Annotated in this window: 9 protein-coding genes; all 9 read right to left on the reverse strand. The window is 74.3% G+C overall.

Features of this window, described 5'->3' with window-relative positions; genetic code table 11:
* Position 1 precedes the first annotated feature (1 nt).
* A complete protein-coding gene (locus tag ACIP5M_RS02855; RefSeq protein ID WP_401191093.1) occupies positions 2–886 on the reverse strand; it encodes an ABC transporter permease in 885 nt (294 codons plus the stop codon).
* Positions 883–11934: an amino acid adenylation domain-containing protein gene (locus ACIP5M_RS02860; protein WP_401191095.1), complete on the reverse strand. Its 11052-nt coding sequence runs from the start codon at positions 11932–11934 to the stop codon at positions 883–885. Before ACIP5M_RS02860 ends, ACIP5M_RS02855 begins: the two co-directional genes overlap by 4 nt.
* 118 nt (positions 11935–12052) lie before the next feature.
* Positions 12053–12757 carry a 2-hydroxychromene-2-carboxylate isomerase gene (locus ACIP5M_RS02865; protein ID WP_401191097.1) on the reverse strand — a complete coding sequence of 235 codons (705 nt, stop codon included), beginning with the start codon at positions 12755–12757 and terminating at the stop codon, positions 12053–12055.
* 111 nt (positions 12758–12868) lie between these two features.
* Complete coding sequence (fabG, locus tag ACIP5M_RS02870) at positions 12869–13615, reverse strand: 3-oxoacyl-[acyl-carrier-protein] reductase (RefSeq protein ID WP_401191099.1); 747 nt, start codon at positions 13613–13615, stop codon at positions 12869–12871.
* Between the two features lie 214 nt (positions 13616–13829).
* On the reverse strand, positions 13830–14921 hold the full coding sequence (locus ACIP5M_RS02875) for a beta-ketoacyl synthase N-terminal-like domain-containing protein (RefSeq protein WP_401191101.1): 1092 nt from the start codon (positions 14919–14921) through the stop codon (positions 13830–13832).
* The gene (locus tag ACIP5M_RS02880) at positions 14921–16153 is read right to left on the reverse strand and encodes a beta-ketoacyl-[acyl-carrier-protein] synthase family protein (protein WP_401191103.1); all 1233 of its coding nucleotides are present in this window, start codon (positions 16151–16153) and stop codon (positions 14921–14923) included. Before ACIP5M_RS02880 ends, ACIP5M_RS02875 begins: the two co-directional genes overlap by 1 nt.
* A 31-nt stretch (positions 16154–16184) precedes the next feature.
* A complete protein-coding gene (locus ACIP5M_RS02885; RefSeq protein WP_401191105.1) occupies positions 16185–16466 on the reverse strand; it encodes an acyl carrier protein in 282 nt (93 codons plus the stop codon).
* Between the two features lie 160 nt (positions 16467–16626).
* On the reverse strand, positions 16627–17625 hold the full coding sequence (locus ACIP5M_RS02890) for a LysR family transcriptional regulator (protein ID WP_401191106.1): 999 nt from the start codon (positions 17623–17625) through the stop codon (positions 16627–16629).
* Between the two features lie 301 nt (positions 17626–17926).
* Positions 17927–18724, reverse strand: a complete 798-nt coding sequence (locus ACIP5M_RS02895; RefSeq protein WP_401191108.1) for a BTAD domain-containing putative transcriptional regulator — start codon at positions 18722–18724, stop codon at positions 17927–17929.
* Between the last annotated feature and the right edge of the window lie 194 nt (positions 18725–18918).

The following is an 18918-nucleotide window of genomic DNA, read 5'->3' on the forward strand; positions in this document are numbered from 1 at the left end:
TTCAGCTGGTCGTCGTACGGAAGCGGCGCAGGCTCACGAACGCGCAGGTCGCGAAGGTCACGGTCAGGGTGACCGTGACGACCAGGAGCGGATGGGTGCCCGCGAAGCCGGTGCTGGGCGTGTCCGGGTTCCCCCACAGGTCGCGGCAGGACGCGATGACGGCGGTGACCGGATTCCACTCGGCGAGCGGGCGCAGGGCCGCCGGCATGGTCTGCGGCGAGAGGAACGCGCTGGACAGGAAGGGCAGGACGACCACGATGAACGGGGCCACCACGCTGATCGTCTCGACGCTGCGCAGGGTCAGCGCCAGCAGCACGCCGAGCCACAGCATCGCGTAGATGAACAGGCCGATGAGGGCGAAGCCCGCCAGGGTGGGCACCAGCCCGGTGTGCGAACGCCAGCCCAGGGCGAGGCCGATGACGACGGTGGTGCCCAGCCCGCCCATGCCCACGAGCCAGTCCGCGGCGGTGTGCCCGATCGGTATCGAGGCCCGGTTGATGGGCAGGGAGCGGAAGCGGTCGACCAGGCCGCCCTGGAGGTCCAGGGCGAGGGAGACGGCCGTGGGTCCGACGCAGGCCAGGCCGACCTGGACGGCTCCGCCGGCGAAGACGTACTCGACGTAGTCGCCGCCCTGCGGCAGGTGGATCGAGTTGCGGAACAGGTAGCCGAGCATGATCAGCGAGAGCATCGGATTGAGGACGATGCCGATCGAGCGGCCCGGTGCGCGCCGCATCCGGCGCAGCCGGCGGCCGATGATGGCACCGGCCTCGGTGAGCAGCGTCCGCAGGGCCGCCGGCCGGGCCGCCGCGAGCTGCGGCGTCCCGGTCGCGGCGGTCACGGCGGTCTTGTCCGGCTCGGCCGCGGGGCGCGGCAGGGTGGTCGTCATGACCGGTCACCGGCCTTCCACGCGTCGAGGGCGGTCCGCAGGGCCGGGCCGATGGCGGTCAGCGGCTCCGGGTTCAGCATGTCGTCGTGCGCGCAGTCGATGCGGTGGACCCGCACGGAGCCGGTCATGAACTCCTTCCACAGGACGTCCTTGTCGGTCACCTCGCCCCAGGGCGAGTGCTCGGCCAGGAAGAGCTCGACCGCTCCGGCGTACTCCCCCGGCTCGTAGCGGGTGTTCAGGATCTGGTGGCGGCCCATCAGGTCCACCACCCGGGCGAGGCGCTCCTGGCCCATCCGGGCCAGTGGGTTGCCGTCCCGGCGCAGGGTCTCGTACAGGTCGTCCGGCACGAGCCGGCGTCCCGCGAACTCGTCGCGGTGGTGGCCGATGCCCTCCATCAGCCAGCCCAGCCGGACCTGTTCGTCCCGCTCGTCGACCGCGTCGGTGCGCGGGAAGGAGTCCATGACGGTCAGGACGCCGACCTCGTCGCCGGCGGCCCGGAGCTGGACGGCCATCTCGTAGGCGAGCAGTCCGCCGAACGACCAGCCCAGCAGGTGGTACGGGCCCTCGGGCCGGACCTCCTTGATCAGGCGGATGTACGTCGCGGCGTTCGCCTCCATGCTCTCCGGGAGCGGGGCGCCGTCCACCACCGTGGGCGACTGGAGGGCGTAGACGGGCTGGTCGGGGTGGAGGTAGGGCACCAGCGTCAGGTAGGAGAGGGACAGGCCCACGCCGCTGTGCACGCAGAACAGCGGGACGCGGTCGCCGTCGGGCTGGATGGCCAGCATCGGGGTGAAGTGCTCGACGTGGTCGATTCCGTCGGCCTCCGCGATGGCCTCGGCCATGCCCCGGGCGCTGCTGCGCATCGACTCGGGGGCCGGGGCGGCGACGGCGGGCTCGGGGACCGGTGAGGGCTCCGGTTCGGGCTCCGGTTCGGGCTCCGGGCGCAGGCTCGCGGCCAGCGCGGCGACGCTCTGGTGGACGAAGACGTCCGCGATGCTCAGCTTCAGTCCGGCCTTGCGGGCCAGGCTGACCAGCCGCAGGGACTTCATGCTGTCCATGCCGGCGTCGAAGAAGTTCTCCGCGGCGGTGACCGCGTCACTGGCGAGCACGTCGTGGACGATTCCCAGGAGCGCGGCCGTGACGGGGTCGCTCGCGGAGTCCTCCGCGGCGGGCGCTGCGGCGGCCTCCCCGGCCGGCGGTGCGGGCGTCCCGGCCGCCGCCGGGGAGGACGGGTCCGGGGTGGACCAGTCGCGGCCCGGCCGGTCCGGGACCCGGGTGCCGTTGCCGGAGAGCAGGGCCTGCCACAGCCCGGACCCCGGTACGCCGGCCAGGACGGCCGCCTCGGCGTGGCTGACGGGGGTGGCGGAGGCCGACCCGTCGGCCGCGCGCACCAGGTAGGCGGTCCCGTCCTGGTCCGGCGCCCGGTCGGGCAGGGGGAGCGCCGCACCGGAACGCACCTCGGGGGAGTCCAGGACCACGACCGGCACACCGGCGCTGCGGAGCCGTCCGGCGAGCCCCTCGGTGGTGAGGACGGCCACCGCGGCGGTCGCCTCCACCAGTGCGCGGACCCGCTCGCTCGGCTCCTCGGCTCCGGCCGGTACGTACGCCGCACCGGTGCCGAGGACCGCGAGCGCGGCGACCGCCTGGTCGGCGGCGCGCGGCACGGCGAGGACGACGACCCGGCCGGGGCCGGCGCCCTGCCGGGCGAGGTGCGGTGCCAGCTGCCGGGCGCGCTCGTCCAGTGCCCCGTACGACAGGGCCCGGGAGCCGGAGCCGACGGCGATGTCCTGCGGGGCGGCCGCGATCCGCTCGGCGACCCGCGCGATCAGTGCGGCAGCCGGAGCGCCGAGCGGGGTGCCGACCGGTCCGCGGTCCGCCTCGAGGGCGCTGATGCGCACCTCCGGGTCGGCGGCGGCGGCCCGCAGCACCTGCTGGAACTGCTCGACGAGCCGCTCCGCGGTCTCCCGGGTGAACAGGGCGGTGCTGAAGGTCAGCAGACCGCGCATGCCCTCCCGGCCGGGCCAGTTGAACAGCTCCAGCACCAGGTCGAGCTTGGCCTGGTCGGACCCGACGTACTCGGGCTCGGCGGTCAGCCCCACCAGGTCCGGTACGCGCACCCCGTCGTGCTGCACGGTGAGCGAGACCTGGAACAGCGGGTGGCGGCCCAGCGCGCGGGCCGGCCGGAGCGCGTCCACGACCTGGTCGAACGGCACGTCCTGGTGCGAGTAGGCGGCGAGGTCGGTCTCCCGCAGCCGCTCCAGGAGCTCCCGGAAGGTGGGGTCGCCGCTGGTGTCGCCGCGCAGCACCAGGGTGTTGAGGAACATGCCGACGATGCCGGCGAGGGCGTCGTCGGTGCGTCCGGCGACGGACACCCCGAGCGGGATGTCGGTTCCGGCACCCCACCGCGTCAGCAGGGCCGAGAGCGCCGCCTGGAAGACGATGAACTCGGTGCTCCCGGTGGTCCGGGCGATCTCCGCGAGGGCGCCGTGCAGAGCGGCGTCCACCTCGAACATCACCGTGTCACCGGCGGTGCCGCCGCCCTCGGGGCGGGGGAAGTCCGTGGCCAGCGGCAGCTCCTCCGGCAGGCCGGCCAGCGCGTCGCGCCAGAAGTCCAGCTGCCGTTCGCCCAGCCCGTCCGGGTCGGCCGGGTCGCCGAGCAGCTCGCGCTGCCAGACGGCGAAGTCGGAGTACTGCACGGGCAGCGGCTCCCACCGGGGGGCTCGCCCCCCGGTCCGGGCCCGGTAGGCGGTGGCCAGGTCGTCGAGCAGCGGTTCCATCGACCAGCCGTCGAAGGCGATGTGGTGCAGGACGATCAGGAGGACGAAGGAGTCCGCGCCGGCCGGGAACAGCCGGACCCGCAGCGGGGGTTCCTCGGTGAGGTCGAAGCCGCGGTCGGCCTCGGAGGCCAGTGCGGTGTCGAGCTGGTCGGTGAAGACGGACACGGTCCCGAGGACCGGAGCTCCCGCTTCCGGGTCCAGCACCCGCGGCACGGGTGTCCCGTCCCGCTCGGGGATCACGGTCCGCAGCACCTCGTGCCGGGCCGCCAGGTCCCCCAGGGCCGCCTGCAGCGCGTCCGTGTCGAGCTTCCCGGTCAGGCGGAAGGCCATGGCGCTGTTGTACGAGCCGTCCGCGCGGCCCTGTCGCCGGTTGAGGAACCACTGGCGCTGCTGGCTGAAGGAGAGCGGGCGCTCCCCTCCGGGCGCGGCCGGTGCCAGCGCGGGCCGGGCCTGCGCGGCGTGGGCGACCTGTCCGGCCAGGGCCACCACGGACCTCGCCTCGAACAGCGCCCGGATGGGCAGTTCGACGCCGAGGGTGCTGCGGACCCGGCTGACCAGACGGGTGGCGAGCAGCGAGTGCCCGCCGATCTCGAAGAAGTCGTCGTCGATGGAGACCTGCTCCAGGCCGAGGACGTCCGCGAACAGCCCGCACAGGATGCCCTCGACGGGCGTGCGGGGGGCGCGGCCGCGGGAGGCGGCGCCCAGGTCCGGGTCGGGCAGGGCTCCGCGGTCCAGCTTGCCGTGGGCGGTGAGCGGAAGCTCCTCCAGGGCGACCACGGCCGAGGGGACCATGTAGTCGGGGAGTTCGGCGGCGAGCCGTTCGCGCAGCACGCCGGTGTCCGCCGGGCCGGCGGCGGAGCCGGCGACGACGTAGGCGACCAGGCGCCGCTCGCCCGCCTCGTCCTCGCGCATGACCACGACGGCCTGTTCGACGCCGGGCTGGGCGAGCAGGGCGGAGGAGATCTCGCCGAGCTCGATGCGGATGCCGCGGAGCTGGACCTGGTCGTCGACGCGGTCCAGGTAGTCGAGGTCCCCGTCGGGCAGCCACGTCACGAGGTCGCCGGTGCGGTACATCCGGGAGCCGGCCGGGCCGTACGGGTCCGCGACGAACCGGGACGCGGTCAGTCCGGGCCGGGCCAGGTAGCCGCGGGCCAGGCCGCCGGCGACGTACAGCTCGCCGGTGACGCCGGGGGCCACGGGCCGCAGGTTCCCGTCGAGCACGTACACCCGGTGGGCGTTGGTGGGTTTGCCGATCGGCGGGCGTCCGCCCTGCGGGGCCAGCGGGCCGGCGACGGTGCAGCCGACGACCGCCTCGGTGGGCCCGTAGCCGTTGAACAGCCTGACCGAGCCGCCCCAGCGCTCGACGACCCCGGCCGGGACCGCCTCGCCGGTGACCACCAGCCGCAGGTCTGCCGGCAGGGTGGCGTCGGCGGGCAGCCCGCCGACCACGACGGGCGGCAGGGCGACCAGGTTGATGCGGGCCTCGTTGATCAGGTCGACGAGCGGCTGTCCGGGGTTGCGGGCCTCCTCGTCGGCGATGACCAGGGTGCCGCCGTTCAGGAGCGCCAGCATGATGCCGAAGACGGAGGCGTCGAAGCTGAACGAGGCGAACTGCAGGACCCGGACGTCGTGGTCGAGCCAGAACCGGTCGGAGAGGCTGGCGACCATCGACATCAGGCCGGTGTGGGCCACGGTGACGCCCTTGGGGCGGCCGGTGGAGCCGGACGTGTAGATGACGTAGGCCGTGTTCTGCGGGTGCAGGGGAGCCGTCCGCTCGGCGTCGGTGAGGTCGTGCCCGCCGAGGGAGGCGAGCAGGGCGGCCGTCTCCGGCGCGTCCAGCAGGACCGGTACGGTCCCGAGACCCGCGAGGTCGGGCAGACCGGCGGGGCGCGCCGCCGTCGCCGTGTCCGTCAGCAGGACCGGCGGCCGGGCGTCCTCGAGCATGTAGCCGATGCGGTCCGCCGGGTAGTCGGCGTCCACGGGGAGGAACACCGCGCCGGCCTTGAGCGCGGCGAGTGCGGCGACGACCAGCCCGGGCGAGCGGGGCAGCATCACGGCGACGGGCTGCTCGGGGCCGACGCCGCGTGCGGCCAGCAGCCGGGCCAGCCGGTTGGCGCGGGCGTTCAGCTCGGCGTAGTCGAGCTCTTCGGCGCCGAGCGAGACGGCGGGCTTGGCCGGCGAGACCCGGGCCCACCGCTCGAACGCCGCCGTCGCGAGGGTGGTGGCGGCCGGCCGGGCCGCGGCCGCGCCGGACCAGGTGCCGAGCACCCGGTCCCGCTCGCCGCCGGTGAGCACGTCGACCCGGCCCAGCGGGGTGTCCGGGGCGTCGGCGAGCTGCTCCAGGACGCGGGCGAACCGGTCGACGAAGACCTCGGCCCGGGCGGCGTCGAAGACGTCGGGACGGTACTGGGCCTCCACCCGCAGGCCCTGCCCGCCGGTGGGGAACACCCCGACCGCGAGCGGGTACTCGGCGATGACCCGGGCCTTCCAGTCCAGCATCGTCAGGCCGGGCACGTAGGAGCCGATCGCGTCCAGGGCGGCCGCGGGGTAGTTGTGGAAGCTGACCACGGTGTCGAAGAGTTCGCCGATGCCGACGCCCTGCTGCACCTCGGCCAGGCCCAGGTGCTGGTGCTCCTCCAGGGCGAGCTGACGGTCCTGGAGGCCGGCCAGCATCTCCTCGAAGGGCACGGCCGGATCCAGGTCCGCCCGTACGGGCAGGGTGTGCAGGAAGGCGCCGACCATCTGCTCGACCTGGGGGAGGTCCGCGGGCCGTCCGGAGACGACCGCGCCGAAGGTGACGTCGCTGCGGCCGGTGAGGCCGCCCAGGACGACGGCCCACGCCCCCTGGACGACGGTGTTCATCGTCAGGCCCTGGCGGTTGGCCCACGGGGTGAGCGCGGCGGTGATCCGCTCGGGCAGTTCCACCGTGTACGTCTCGGGCAGGACGGAGACCCGCGCCCGGTCGGCGGGACCGAGCCGGGTGGCCTCGTCGATGCCGTCGAGCTCCCGCTGCCAGGCGGCGCGGGCGGCCGGCTTGTCCTGGGCGGCGGACCACTCCAGGTAGGCGCGGCCGGGGGCCACCGGGCGCAGGGCGCTGAGGTCTGCGCCGTTGCCCCACAGGGTGACGAGTTCCTCGGCGAGGACGGCGGACAGCGACCATCCGTCCACCAGCATGTGGTGGGTGGTCCACACGACGCGGTGGCGTTCGGCGCCCAGCTTGTAGACGGTGAAGCGGGTCAGCGGTCCCCGGGTCACGTCGAAGCGGTCCAGCCACTCCTCCTCGGTACGGCGGCCGGCCTCGGCGCCGGGGTCCGCGGAGCCGGTGAGGTCGTGCTCGACCCACGGCAGGGGGACGGACGCGGGGATCAGCTGCACCGGGTCGCCGTGCTCGCGGTCGCGGAACCGGGCGCGCAGCGCCGGGTTGCGCTCCAGCAGGGCGGTGGCGGCGGCGCGCAGCGCGGCCACGTCCAGGGAGCCGCCGATGTCCATGACGACCTGGAGGGTGTAGGCGTCCATGCCCTGGCGGTCGAACTCGGCCTGGAAGAACAGGCCGCGCTGGAGCGGGGAGAGCGGTAGCACGTCGGTGAGCCCGTCCAGCTCGCGCTCCCAGGCGTCGACCTCCTCCTGACCGACGTCGACCAGCGGGAAGTCGGCGGCGATCCGGGCGCCGGAGCCGGGCCGGCCGGCGTGTGCGGCGAGGGCGCCGAGCGCGGCGAACCACGCCTCGGCGATCTCCCGTACGGCGCTCTCGTCGAGGGCGCCGGAGGGCCAGGTCCACTCGGCCACCAGCACCGGCCCCTCGGGGCGGTCCTCGGTCATCGCGACCAGGTCCAGGGGCTGGCGGAGCGGGGTCCGGGGGGAGCCGGTGAGGCCGGCGCCGCCGGCTTCGATCGCCCAGGCGCCGTCGCCCGAGGCGAACCGGCCCAGGTAGTTGAAGCCGATCTGGGGCACGGCGGCCCGGGCGAGCACCAGGGCGGTCTGCGGGTTGACGTGGCGCAGCAGGCCGTAGCCGATGCCGTGGTCGGGCAGGGCGCGCAGGGCGGCCTTGACCCGCTTGAGGGCGGTGCCGGCGGCCGGGCCGCCGGCGAGGACCTCGGCCCGGTCCAGTTCGCCGACGTCCAGTGCGACGGGGAAGGCGCTGGTGAACCAGCCGACCGTGCGGGACACGTCGAGACCGTCGCCGATCTGCTCCCGGCCGTGGCCCTCCAGCTCGACGACGGTACGGGTGCCCCCGGCTCCGGTGCGGCCGGTGACGGCGAGCGCGAGGCCGGTGAGCAGCACCTCGTTGATCTCGGCGTGCAGGGCGGCGGGGACCCGGGTGAGGACGTCGGCGGTGAGCGCCGCGGGCAGCTCCAGGCGGAGCCGTCCCGCCGTGGCCCAGGTGTCGGCGGCCGGGTCGAGCGGGCGGTCGGCGAGGAGCTCGGCGGGACCGGCCGACTGGGCGTTCCACAGGGGGAGTTCGGCCACCCGGCGGGAGGTGCGGGCCTCCGCGGACAGGGCCTTGGCCCAGGTCCGGAAGGAGGTCGGGACGGGGTCGAGGGCGGGCGTGCGGCCCTCGGTGACGGCCTGCCAGGCGGCTTCCAGGTCGGGCAGCAGGATCCGCCAGGACACCCCGTCCACGGCGAGGTGGTGGACGACCAGCAGCAGCCGGCCACCCGCGCCGGGCGCCTCCTCCAGCAGGACCGCCTGGACGACGAGGCCGGTCTCGGGGCGCAGCCGGGCCCGGGCGGCGGCGGTCTGCTCGGCGAGCACGGCGGCGCGGTCGGCGCCGGCGGGCACGGTGACCCGGGTGACGACGTCGGCGGCGTCGACCGCGCCGGCCGGCAGGGCCTCCTGCGTCCACAGGCCCGGTACCGGGGAGGTGAGCTTCAGCCGCAGGGCGTCGTGCCGGTCCAGGACGGCCTGGAGGGCGGGCTCCAGGACGGCCGGGGTCAGGCCGGCGGGTGCGTTGACGGCGATGTACTGGGCGAACTCGCGGGTCGCGTCCGGCAGTTCGGACAGCTGCTCGCGCAGCCGGTCGAAGATGGGGGTCGGCTCGATCTCCCCGGTGCCGTCGTCCAGGACGGCGGCCGCGGCGGTCGGGGCCGCCTCGGCCAGGCGGGACGCGGCGGCGATCGCGGCCGGCGTGCGGTGCTTGAACACGTCGCGCGCGGTGACGACCAGTCCGGCCCGGCGGGCCCGGCTGACGACCTGGATGGAGCTGATGCTGTCGCCCCCCAGGGCGAAGAAGCTGTCGTCCACGCCGACTTCGGGCAGGCCCAGCACCTCGGCCAGGACCGCGCAGATGATCCCCTCCGCGGGGGTCCGGGGGGCCCGGACCGCGGTGGCGGCGGCGACCTGGTCGGGGACGGGCAGTGCCTTGCGGTCCACCTTGCCGTGTGCGGTGAGCGGCAGCGCGTCGAGGGTGACGAGCACGGTGGGGACGAGGGCCTCGGGCAGCCGGCCGGCGAGCAGGGCCCGCAGGGCGGCGGTGTCGGGGGAGGTGCCGGGCTCCGGCTCCAGGTAGCCCACCAGGCGCTTGTGCCCCGCCGGGTCGGCGACGGCCGCGGCGACCGCGTCGGCGATGCCCGGCAGCGCGCGGAGCGCCGTCTCGACCTCGCCGAGCTCGATGCGCTGCCCGCGGATCTTGACCTGGTGGTCGCGGCGGCCGACGAAGGCGAGCTGCCCGTCGGGGCGCAGCTCCACGAGGTCGCCGGTGCGGTACATGCGGGAGCCGTCGGCCGCGAAGGGGTCGGGCAGGAAGGTGACGGCGGTGCGGCGGGTGTCGCCGAGGTAGCCGCGCCCCACGCCCGCCCCGGCGATGTACAGCTCGCCGCGCACGCCGCGCGGGACGGGCAGCAGGTCGTCGCCGAGGACGTACAGGCGGGTGTTGCGCAGCGGCCGGCCGATGGGGACGATCGGCGCCGCCATCGCGTCGAGGTCGCTGCGGGTGAGGGCGTAGGCGTGCGTGACGTCGTCGGAGCACTCGGTCGGGCCGTACATGTTGGCCAGGGCGATGTCCGGGTAGCGGGCGAACCAGCGGGCGCAGAGCTCGGCCGGGAGTGCCTCGCCGTTGGAGATCATCCAGCGCAGAGCGGGCAGTTCGGGGGCGGAGCCGGCCGCGTCCCACACGTCGAGGGTGGCGCGCATCAGGGACGGGACGACCTCCAGCACGGTCAGGCGCTCGGCGCCGATCGTGGTGAACAGCGCGTCGGGGTCGGAGGCGTCGGCGCGGCTGAAGGCACGGACCCGGCCGCCGACGAGCAGGGTGGTCAGGGTCTGCCAGACGGTGACGTCGAAGGTGACGGGGGCGTTGTGGACGAGCGCGTCGGAGCGGTCCAGGGACAGCTCCTCGATCTTGGCGAGCAGGTGGTTGACCATGCCGCCGCGCTGCACCATGGCGCCCTTCGGCTTGCCGGTGGAGCCGGAGGTGTAGATGACGTACGCCAGGTCCTGCGGACCGCCCAGTACGGGGGGCAGCGCGTCGGGGGCGTCCTCTTCGGTGCCGATCTCGCGCACGGGGAGCGGGGCGCCGTCCCCGGCGGCCGCGGCGGCCCGCTCGGCGAGGTCCCGGTGTGCGGTGTCGGTGAGCACGAACGCGGCGCCGCTGTCGCGCAGCAGCGCGGTCAGCCGGGGCAGCGGGGCGCCCGGGTCGAGGGGGACGAAGGCGCGTCCAGCGCCGAGGACGGCCACCTCGGCCGTGACGAAGTCGCGGCCGGGCTCGGTGAGGAGGGCGACCGGGCCGGTGCCGGACAGGTGGCGGGAGAGCGCGCCGGCGCGGCCGGCGAGCTGGGCGTAGGTGAGGGTGCCGGTGTCGTCGGTGACGGCCGGGGCGCCGGGCGTCTGCGCGGCGTGCGCGCGGATCCGCTCGACGACGCCCAGGTAGGGCGTGGGCCGGTCCGGGCCGGTGAGCGCGGCGGCCAGTTCCCCGGCCTCGCCGGGGGAGAGCAGGTCCAGGCCGGCCAGCGGCTCGTCGGCGCCGGCGGTGAGGAACCGGTCGAGGTAGGAGGTGAAGCGGGCGAGGTGGGCCTGCACCTCGGAGCGCGTGTAGCGGGCCTCGTTGCCGCTGAGGTCGATGCCGATGCCGGCGTCGCCCTTGTCGGCGACGGTGAACTCCAGGTCGTCCACCAGCCCGGTGGAGGGGCTGTGGATGGTGGCCGCGCAGGGGCCGATGGCCAGCTTCTCCACCTGCGGCATCATGTTGAGGAACGGGCCGAAGGGGCGGCGGTCGTCGCTGGGCAGGCCCATGGCGCGGCGGATCCGGCTGACGCGGTGGCGCTGGTGCTTGAGGGCCTGCGAGAAGGAACGGTAGGCGCCGGTGAGCAGGTCGGCGCGGGTGGTGGCGGAGTCCAGGGCGAGGCGCAGCGGCAGGTAGTTGACCACCATGCCGGGGACCTTCTGGGTGTCACCGCCGACCCGGGCGGTGACGGGCAGGGACAGCAGCACGTCCCCGGTGCCGGCCATCCGGCCGGTGTACGCGCCCAGCGCCGCGACCAGTACGGTCTGCCAGGTGACGCGGGACTCCCAGGCCACGGCGCGCAGCCGCTCGGCGACGGCCTCGGGCAGGACGCCCTGCTCCTGGAGGAAGGTCTGCGCCGGCTCGGCGTCGCCGGTGGAGAGGCTGATCAGTTCCGGCCGGTCGGTGAAACGTTCCTCCCAGTAGGCGCGGTCCCGCTCGGCGCGCGCCGAGCCGGTGTAGGCGGCCTCGGCGTCGAGCAGGGTCGTCAGGGCCGGGAAGCGGCCCTCGCCGGGGTCGGTACCGGCCAGCAGGGCCTGGTAGATCGCCCCGAGCCGCTCCCAGTAGATGACGTAGCTGAATCCGTCGGAGACCAGGTGGTGGTTGAGCAGGCAGAAGAAGGTGCGCTCGGGTCCGAGCGTGAACACGCTGAGCCGGAACAGCGGTTCGTACGCCGCTCCGTCCGCGCCGCCCGGCCGGTCCTCGGAGGTCAGGGCGAAGGGCACCCGCAGGTCGGCGCGGATCGCCTCGTGCGCGGCCGCGGCCGGGTCGGCCGCCCCGGCGACATCGGTCACCGTCAGCGGCAGGTCCGTCAGCGGCTCGACGAACTGACGGGGCTCTCCGTCCACTTCGGTGAACCGGGTGCGCAGGCACTCGGACTCCTCGACCAGCCGCTCCAGCGCGGTGCGGAAGAGCAGGTGGTCCAGCGGGCCCTTGATGTCCCAGTAGATGGCGGTGTTGTAGGTGGCTCCCCCGCCAGAGAGTTTCGCGTCGAACCAGATGTCCTTCTGGCCGGCGGTGAGCGGAAGGCCGCCGACCGTCTGAACATGCGTCATGGCTATCCCCTAGCGAAGGTTTTTGGTGTCGCCCTGTCAACGGGCACGATCCTGGCCGCGGGCGCTGACGGCGGCCTGAAAGCGAACTGATGGCGCCCTGACGGGCGACGGGAGCAGATCAGCCGCAGCCGCCCGCGTGGCCGTCGTCGGTGGCCCGGCCCGCGCCGATCGCCGACAGCGGCTCCGGCACGAACCCGGCCGGCACCTCCTGGTCGCGCAGGTGGGCGACGAACGCGTCGAGCCGGTCGATGCCCCAGAAGCGGCTGAAGCCGTGGACGAAGAAGGGCACTCCGAACACGCCGTCGCGGCACACGTCGAGCAGGATCCTGATGCCCTGCGCGCGGATCTCCGGGACGTCGCTGGCATGGGCCAGCTCGCGCGGGTCGAGTCCGATCTCGAAGGCGATGTCCTCGATGGTGGCCGGGTCGCAGATGTCCTTGCCGCGGCCGAACCGGGCCCGGTACACGGCGTCGATGAAGGCGTGGCCGCGGCCGTGCCGGTCCGCGACCAGGTAGGCCAGGTGGGGGACCTCCCACACCGGCTCGCGGTCCACGGGCCAGGTCACCGTGAGACCGCGGGCCTTGGTGAGCCGGCCGACGTCCTGGAGGACGTAGCGGTTCTTCTCGCGGGACATCTCCGAGTACGGGAAACGGCCGCCCTGTTCGGTCAGCAGCCGCGCGCTCAGCTCGTCCGGTTCGAAGAAGGGGACCCACTCCAGGCGCTCGGCGAGGTCCGGGTGGAAGGTGGTGATCTCGCGGTACGCCAGCCAGGAGTACGGGCTGCGCAGCGAGAAGTAGAAGCGTGGCGTCTTGTTCTTGGGCACGGTGAACCCTTCGGTCGGCCTGGCTGCGTGGGTGGAGGGGCCGGCTCGAGCGGCGGCCCGGGTGCGTCGGACGACGGGACCCGGGCGGGGCGCGCGGCGGCCCGGGGTGCGTCAGACGACGAGACCGCCGTCGATCCCGAAGACCTGCCCGGTGATGTAGGAGGCGCGGTCGGAGGCGAGGAAGGAGACCAGGTCGGCGACCTCCTCGGGTCGGCCGAACCGGCCGAGCGGGATCCGCTCGGTCATCTTCTTCACGTGGTCGCCGGAGAGCCCGGCGAGCATGTCGGTCTCGATGAAGCCGGGGGCGACGGCGTTCGCGCGGATGCCGTACCGGCCGCTCTCCTTGGCCAGGGCCTTCGTGAACCCGATGATCCCGGCCTTGGTCGCGGAGTAGTTGGTCTGGGTGGCGTTGCCGTACACGCCCGCCACGGAGGACAGGGTGATCACGGAGCCGGAGCGGCGCTTCATCATGGCGAAGACGGCGGCCTTGCAGAGGTTGTAGGTGCCGTCCAGATTGACGCGCAGGACCGCGTCCCAGTCCTCGGGCGCCAGCATCACGAGCGGGTTGTCGCGGACGATGCCCGCGCAGGAGACCACCGTGTGCAGCGGGCCGAGCTCCTTCTCGGTGCCGCGGACGAAGTCGCGTACGGCGTCGTGGTCGCGGACGTCGGTGCGCGCGGTGTGGACGCGCGCCCCGGCCGCGGCGGCCTCGGCGGCCACCGCGTCGGCGGCCTCCTTGTCGGACTGGTAGCAGAAGGCGACGTCGTAGCCGTCCCGCGCGAGGCGGGTCACGACGTGCCGGCCGATGCCCCGGGATCCCCCGGTCACCAGCGCGACGCGGCGTTCGGTTGCGGACATGTGCTTGCTCCTCCTCGGTGGTGGCGTGGGCCCGGTGCCGGACGGGATACGGGCGAACCGGCGGCCGGCCGGGACGGGGGTGAATGTCCCCGGCCGGCCGCCGGCGTGTGGGGGGTCGGGGTGTCCGGCGGTGATCCACCGGACGCGCCCGGGTCGTGTCGTCGTCGTGCCGTCGACGTCCCGCCTGGCCGGCGGGGTCCGGCACGCACGCGCCCTAGCCGGTGAGCACCGCGCAGCCGACCAGGCCGTCCCGTTCGATGCCGGTGACCAGCGCGGCCTCGCCGGGCGCCAGGCCCCGCTCGCCGGCCGCGGCGAGCACCCCGGCCAGCTGGAGCGCGGCGGACGCCGCCGAGGTGTCGCCGACCAGGGGCCGGATCCGCACCCAGCGGGGATCGGCGTCCTCGCCGAGCACGTCGGCGACGGCGGCCTCCTCCTGTGCGACGAGCGGACCGCCGGTGCCCAGCGGCGCCACCAGCCGTACGTCGGAGGCGTCGACCCCGGCCTTCTCCAGGGCTCCGCGCACACAGACGGCGAGTGCCTCGCGGGCCCCGTCCGGCTCGTGGAAGGCGCGGAAGCCGGTGGCACCGATCCGGGCGAGGGCGCCGCGCCCGGCGGCGGCCGCGTCGTCGGCGGTCTCCAGGAGGAAGACGGCGCTGCCCTCGCCGAGCGGGGTGTCCCGCTCGGCGTCGACGCGGCCGTGCCACTCCAGCCAGGACCGCTGCGCCGAGTACTCCTCGGCGGCGCCCACCAGGACGCGGGAGCAGTGGCCGCCGCGGTGCAGCCGCAGCGCGTACCCGAGGGCGAGCAGACCGGTCAGGGAGCCGCCCGCCACGGTGGTGTTGGGGCCCTTGATGCCGTGCCAGATGGCGCTCTGCCCGGCGGCCCGGTTCATCACGGTGTTCGGGAAGCGGGCCGCGTCCACGTGGTACGGACGCTCGCCGGCCAGCCCGTCCTTGGTGAAGTCCATGATGCTCTGCACGCTGCCGGATCCGGTGCCGAGGACCAGGGCGGTCTGCTCCGGGTGGGCGGCCAGGTCCTCCCGGAAGCCCTCGATGAGGCCGCCGACCGCGGTGACCGCGATGGCGGTGACCCGGTCCATGGTCCGGGTCCCCTTCTTCCCGACGTACTTGGCGGCGGTGAAGTCCGGGACGACGGCGCCCTCGGAGAACGGGCCGGGGAAGGCCTCGGGGTCGACGGCCCGGACCGAGGTGCGCCCGGCGGAGATACCGCTGCGGAAGGCCTCGCTGCCGACGCCGAACGGCGAGACCGCCGACCAGCCGGAGATGACCAGAGGGGTCGGGGACATCAGGCGGCCTCCTCGTACCGGCCGAGGATCAGCACGGCGTTGTTGCCCGCGAAGGCCAGGGCGTTGTTCTGCACGACGTTCAGCCGGGCGGGCCGGGCCTCGTTGGGTACGCAGTCCAGCCCGCACTCGGGGTCGGTCTCGCGGTGGTTGATGGTGGGCGGGATGAAGTCCTCGGTGATGGCCAGCGCGCAGGCGGCGGAGGCGAGGGCGCTCGCCGCGCCCATGGAGTGGCCGATCATGGACTTGATGGAGATGGTGGGCGGCGGGTTGTCGAAGACCTGGCGGATCGCGCCGGTCTCGGTCACGTCGTTGGCATGGGTACCGGTGCCGTGCGCGGAGATGAAGTCGATGTCCTCGGCCTTCACCCCGGCGTTGCGGTGCGCCACCTCGATGCACCGGGCGAGGCCGTCCTGGTCGGGTGCGACGGGGTGGTGGGCGTCGCAGCTGAGTCCGTAGCCGAGCACTTCGGCGTAGATCCGGGCGCCGCGCGCCAGCGCCGACTCCAGGCTCTCCATCAGCAGGATGCCGGCGCCCTCGCCGGTCAGGATGCCCTTGCGGTCCTTGTCGAAGGGCTGGCAGACCTCCGGGGCGATGGTGCCGAGCCGGTAGAAGCCGGTGAAGGTCTTGCGGCAGACGGCATCGGCGCCGCCGCACAGCGCGGCTTCGACGTCTCCGTCCCGGATGGCGTCGAAGCCGCTGCCGATGGCGTAGTTGCCCGCCGCGCAGGCCGTCGGGATGGTCAGCGCCTCCACGTCGACGAGACCGAGTTCGCGGACGATGCCGCTGGAGAGCCGGCCGGCCTGGGCCCGGCGCACCACGCCCGGGTCCAGCCGCTCCGGCCCGAGCTCCAGCTGCTGCCCGGCGAGCAGGTCGAGGTCGCGCGACTCGGCGTCGGTGGTGCCGACCGAGACCAGCACCTTCCGCTCCCGGAGGTCCTCCGGGGTCAGGCCGGCATCCTCGACGGCCATCCGGGCGGCGGCGATCGAGAACTGGGTGGCCCGGCCCAGTTCCGCCGTTTCGGTCCGGTGGATCCAATCCGCGGGGTCGAAGTCGTCGACCTCGCACCCGTTGGCGTGGGCGAAGCCCGTCGTGTCGAAGGCCGTGATCGGCTTGACCCCGCTGCGTCCGGACCGCAGTCCGTCCAGGAAGGCCGTGACACCGAGGCCGATACTGGTGACCGTGCCGAGGCCGGTGATCACCACCCGGCGCGGCGCCCGCTCGTCGTCGTACACCCTGCGCTCCCGTCGTCGTGTGCGCCGTGGCCTAGTTGGCCGGGTCGGACTTGGCGGCCATGGCTTCCTCGACGACCGTCACGACGGCGCTGAGGTTGACCATCCGGGCGAGTTCGGCCTGGTCGATGTCGGCGCCGAAGATCCGCTCCAGCTGGGAGAGGATCTCGATGGCGCCCATGGAGTCCGCCTCGTGGTCCTCCTTGAAGCGGCTGGTGTCGGTCATCTCCTCGGGCTCGATCTCCAGGATGTCGCAGATGATCTCCTTGATCCGGTCGCGGGCTTCGAGGTCGAGGTGGTTCGCTGCGGTTGTCATGCCGCCGATGCTGGCGGACCGCCCTGACGCCGCCCTGACGGCGTTCTGACCAGCTGCTGAGTGCTCGCTGAGCCGCCGCTGACGCACGGCTGAAGCGCCGTGCCCGCCCGCCCCGGGGATACCGCCGGCGCGGGCCGTACCGGCCCCGACGCCGCCGTCGTCAGGCGCCGACCGGCTCCGGGAGGTGCCCGCGCAGCTCCGGGAAGTCGCCGGGGTGTCGCTGCATCCAGGCCCAATAGCCCGGCTGGGAGCGGGCGTAGTCGCAGTAGTACGCGCGCAGGGTGTCGACCAGGGTGTGCAGCGTCCCGCGGTCGATCGCACCGCTGCGCCACCGGAGCACCAGCTCGACCCGCTCCGCCCCGGTGACCGGCACCAGGGCCACGCCCGGCAGGGCGCCGGAGGGCGTGGTCAGCGCGGCCACCCCCATGTCGCGCACCCAGCGCATGGCCTCCTGGTGGCTGTTGACATGGTGCAGGACCCGGGCCGGGGCGGATCCGCCGAGGACACCGCGCTCCACGGCGTGGAACCAGTGCTCCTGGGAGGAGCGCACCCAGGCCAGTCCGGAGCGGTCGGTGAGGCCGGCCAGCTCGTCCGCGCGCACCGGCCCGCAGGCGGTGAGCGGATGGCCGTGCGGTACGGCGAGCCACACCGGCTCCCGCACGATCCGCGCGCCGCCCAGCGCGGCGTCGCCGTCGGGGCAGTCGCCCCCGTCGTCGTGGGCGCCGCCGTCGGTCCCCGGAAGCCGCGGTACGAGGGCCGCGGCCAGTGCCCCGCGCCGCACGGCCTCCAGGGCGGCGGCGGGGCTCAGCGTCTGGGTCTGCACGGTGGTGTCGGGCAGCGCGGCGTGCAGGGCGTCGCGCAGGGTCGGCGGGGTCCACTCGCTGCTCCCCAGGCGCAGCGGGCCACCGGAGGCGGCCAGCGCCTCGGCCATCACCTCGTCCGCCCGCCGCACCAGGTCGGCCAGGCGCGGCACGAGCCGCGCGCCCAGCTCGGTCGGGGTCACCCCGGACCGGGAGCGGACGAAGAGGCTGCCGCCCACGGCCCTTTCGATACGGCGGAGCTGGGCGGTGAGACTCGGCTGAGGGAGGCCCAGTTCCTGGGCTCCCGCGGAAATGCTGCCGGTGGTGCTGATCGTGACGACCATACGAGCGTGACGCAATTCGAGTTCCATGTCCTGCCCCCGTCGGCGGTTCCCGGAAAAGCGAATTCCGTCCGCGCGGCGGCGCCGCCCACAGGACCGCTCACCCCGAATGGCGGGAGTGGAGGGCAGGGCGGCGCACGGGGAGCGGCCGGAATGCGCACTTTCACGGTATCGGCGTTCCGCTTGCGGACAAGGGGCGCCTGCGGGACGTCAGCGGGACGACAGTGGCGGTTCAGCGGTGCGACAGGGCGGACCCCCGGCGGGACCGGACCCCCGGCGGGACCGGACCGCCTGCGGCCGGACCCGCCGGCGGCCGCGATCAGCCCCGCCGGCCGGCGTAGACGAGGGCCTGGCGCGGCTCTCCGAGCACGTCGTCCTGTTCGAGGATCGCCTGGTACGCACGGTTCAGGGCCCGGCCGGGCTCCAGTCCGAGGTCCCCGGCGAGCCGGCGCCGCGCGCCGTGGAACACGTCCAGCGCCTCGGCCTGCCGGCCCTCCCGGTACAGGGCCAGCATCAGCAGTTCGCTCAGCCGCTCCCGCTCGGGGTGCTCCACGGCGAGCTGGCGCAGCTCGGGCACGGAGATGCGGTGCGCCGCGACGGTGAGCATGGCGGTGATCAGGTCCTCGTAGGCGGTGATGCGGCGTTCCTCCAGGTGGGAGGCGGCCAGCCGGATCCGTATGCCGTCCACCGAGTCCATCAGGGCCGGCCCGCGCCACAGCGCGAGCGCCTGCTCCAGTTCGGTGATGGCCCGCGCCGGGTCCTCGTGGACCAGGGCGGCGCCGGCCTCGGCGCGGCGCAGGAAGCGGTGGGCGTCGACGCGTTCGGGCGCCAGGTCCAGCAGGTAGCCGCTGCCCACGGTGCGGATCAGCTCGGTGCCCTTCACACCGGTGAGGGACTCCAGGTACTTGCGCAGCCGCAGCACGTTGGCCTGGAGGGCGTTGCGCGCGTTGGTCATCCGCTGGTCCGCCCAGAGCTCGTCCTCGATCTGGTCGGACGACACCGCGGTGCGCGGTGAGAGGGCCAGGAAGGTCAGGAGCGAGGTGACCCGCTTCGAGGCCATGGCGTAGGTGCGGTCTCCCCAGGAAAGGGACGCGGAACCCAGTATGTTGATTTCCATTTCTGTAACCCCCGTTGATCTCGGCAGGCCCTCATGCTGTCCCGGGCGGGTCGATCGGGGGAAATACCATCCGGGCAGCCGGAAATCGGCCACGTGGTATGGCCGGGACGGCGGTCTTGCCGCGGTGACGCGCTGACGGCATACTGCCCGTCTCCCCTGACACCGCGCTGACGCCCGAAAACGTGTCCGGAATT

The organism is Streptomyces sp. NPDC088762, assembly GCF_044750905.1.
GTDB lineage: Bacteria > Actinomycetota > Actinomycetes > Streptomycetales > Streptomycetaceae > Streptomyces.